Source organism: Humidesulfovibrio sp., assembly GCF_035560995.1.
GTDB lineage: Bacteria > Desulfobacterota > Desulfovibrionia > Desulfovibrionales > Desulfovibrionaceae > Humidesulfovibrio.
The window spans coordinates 1-2,780 of the sequence record NZ_DATMYK010000285.1; the positions used below are offsets into that span (position 1 = coordinate 1).

2 protein-coding genes are annotated in these 2,780 nt (G+C 68.3%); one reads left to right on the forward strand and one right to left on the reverse strand.

What is annotated here, in order from left to right:
- The first annotated feature begins 218 nt into the window (after window positions 1-218).
- Window positions 219-1,544, forward strand: coding sequence for a hypothetical protein (locus VN419_RS11120; protein ID WP_325647299.1), 1,326 nt, complete (start codon window positions 219-221; stop codon window positions 1,542-1,544).
- Window positions 1,545-1,566: 22 nt separating this feature from the next.
- On the opposite strand, the gene VN419_RS11125 is transcribed toward VN419_RS11120, so the two are convergent.
- Window positions 1,567-2,780: alpha/beta hydrolase (locus VN419_RS11125; protein ID WP_325647300.1), on the reverse strand; the 1,214-nt coding region annotated here is incomplete at its 5' end.

Here is a 2,780-nt window from a genome sequence, read left to right on the forward strand (position 1 = left end):
CCTGTACCCCGCCAGAGGGCCATGCGGCCCTCTGGACTCCCGCGGGCCGCCGGGCTGAAGTCCGGCGGGGCCGGGGCCGAAGGGAGGCGAGGGAAGCTGACGGGAAAGGGCGGCTTGGCAACGGTGAGGGCGGCAGGAATTGGCCGCAGGGAGGGGGGATTCGGCGCGAATGTGAAGGACAGGGCATCGGGACAGGGCGCCAGGACGATGGGTCAGGCGTGCAACTCCTTGACACCACGGCCCATCCGGGCGAAACGGCGCGCATGGCTCCCGACGTTTTCATCGCTTGGTTCAACGCCCACGGCGGCGCGTTCCACAAGCTCCTCGTGTTGCACGAAAGGCTGGTGGCGGCGGGCGTTTCGTGCGGGCTGTGCTTCAATGCCGGTCCGCCGCGCGGCCTGAAGGTCGGCGCGGACGTTCCCGAGGCCGTGCTGCCGGAATTGGCGGCGCGGGGCATACGCTTGGTCTCGCGCCCGGAACTGGTGGAACTGGCCAAAAGCACCGACGCCCGGCTGCTCATCACCGACGCGCACCACGACGCGGACATTCCCGGCGTGCTGGCCGCGGCCAGGGAAAAGGGGCGCGCAACCGCCCAGCTGGCCACCCTCCTGGGCGACTTCACCTGCCACGGAGCGGACCACCTGCTCATCCAGCACCCGCTGACGCTCTTCTTCGAGCGCGAGTTCAACCGCACCAAAGAGTCCGCGCGTCTGGCCGAGGCCCGGCGCATCTATTATACAGGCAACATCTTTTTCGAGCCCACGGTGAACGGGCTCTTCGGCGGGTTTGCGGACCGCGCGGCCTTTTGCGCCAAATACGGCTACAACCCGGCCCGGCCCATCTGCCTGTGGCTGCCCAGCGCCCCGGACAACACGCCGGAGGTTTACGGCGCCGTGTGTGAGGCCGTGGTGAAGGCCGGGGTGAACCTTGCGGTGAAGTTGCACCCCTGGGACTACGCCCTCAAAAAGCACGGCCCGCAGCCGGGCGACGCCTGGGGCCTGGGCAAGCCCTCCGACGAGGTCTTCGGCGTGCGAGCCGTGGACGAACCAGACAGCACCTGGGCCTTCAAGTTCTGCGATGTCGCGGTGTTGCGTACCTCGGCCATGAGCCTGGAGCTGCCTTTCTGGGAGCAGCCGGGCCTGCTGCTGCCCGCCATGGTGAAGCCCAAGCTCTTCGAGGCCCAGGCGCACATGGCGCGGCGGTCCTCGGTGTGGCTTTCCGGTGTGGATGAGTTGCGCACGCGTCTGAAGCGCTGGGACATGCCGCGGTTCGAAAGCGGCGACTATGCCGCTTCGCGGGATGTCGTGCGTCTGCCCAGCGGGGGTCCCGGTGAGGGAGACGCCTACGCGCGCACCGTGGCCGCCATCCGGCACATTCTGGATGGCGCAGGCAAACCGCCCGCCTTCGTGGAGCCTGGGGGGAGCTTCGCGGCCCTGTCGCGCTCCTACGCGCCGCACGTGGACCGCATGCTGCGCCGGGCGCTTACCCCGCGCCGGCGCCTGCGCTACGAGTTCTCCCGCCTGTTGCGGACCTTGGGCTGCTAGCCCGTTCCGGACGTTTCGCTCTTTAGTTTGAGAGGAACGACGGCAGTGAGGGCAGTCTCAGGTTGAAGCCCGCGCTGGTGGGCGTGCTGGAACCGTTGTTCGGCACCAGCATCTGCCAGAAGCTTGTGCCCTGCGTGGCGCGGTCCGCGCCGGGATTGGCGTCGTCCATGGCGTAGCGCATGCCGGGCGTGCAGATCATTTCGCGCAGCAGGCCGCTTGCGTAACGGTTGCAGTTCTCCGTCACCGAGCAGCGCAGGTCCTGCAGCACCGCGCGGCTTTGCGAAATCCATGAATGCCCCAGCACGTCGGTCTTCACGCCGGAAACGTCCGTCACGTGGATGCCGGGGATGCAGACCACGTTCTTGCCCAGGCGCTCATAGTCGCCGCCCTGCATGAGCGCCGAAGCCGTGAGCGCCATGTCCGCAGCGGAGGTATACAGCACCACGCGGGCATCCAGGCTGGTAAGCTTGGCCGCGTGCTGGTCCAAAAAGATCTCCCGGTCCACATCCGGCGCGGCCAGCACGATGGAGCGCACCTTGCGCAGCTCCGCGCAGGCCCCATGCTCGCCCCGGCACTCGCCCGCAAGCTCCGTGTACGCGCGGATGAAGGCCTCGTTGCCCATGCTGTGCACCACCACGCTCACCCGGCCCACCCATTGGCTGGCCGTCAGGTCCGTCAGCAGCTCCTTCAAGGCATGCACCGCGAAGTAGGCGTTGTTGCGATCCGTCAAATAGGCCGCCGGGTTGCCCGCGCTGGGCCAGCTGTACATGACCATGGCCCCGGTGAAGCCGATGCCCACCCCGACACGCGCCGCGGTCCTGGCCGCGTCCTCGAAGTTGTTGTCGAATCCGTGGATGAACAGCAGCACTTCCCTGCCCGGCGTGCGCGCCGCGGCCCGTTCGATCTCGCCCAGAAAGCGTGTGCGCGTCATGCGCGTCACCCGGTCCAGGCTCACGTTCACGCGGTACATGTCGCTGCCGTCGGCCTGGCCGCCGCTGGCGCTGGTCCGAAGCTCCCCGTACGAGGTCTCGCGCGAGCGCAGGCCGCCATACTGCGCGTTGCCGTTGGCGCTCAGCACGTTGCGGTTGGTGGCGTAATAGAACACCGGCCGCCGCCAGTCCTGCGCGGGCAAGGGCGCGGGCGTCTGCGCCACCGGGGGCGGAACCGGCAGCGGCGCGGGCCGTTTGTCCGCACAGGCCGAAACCACAAGCGTCAAAATCGCCACCATGAGCACCC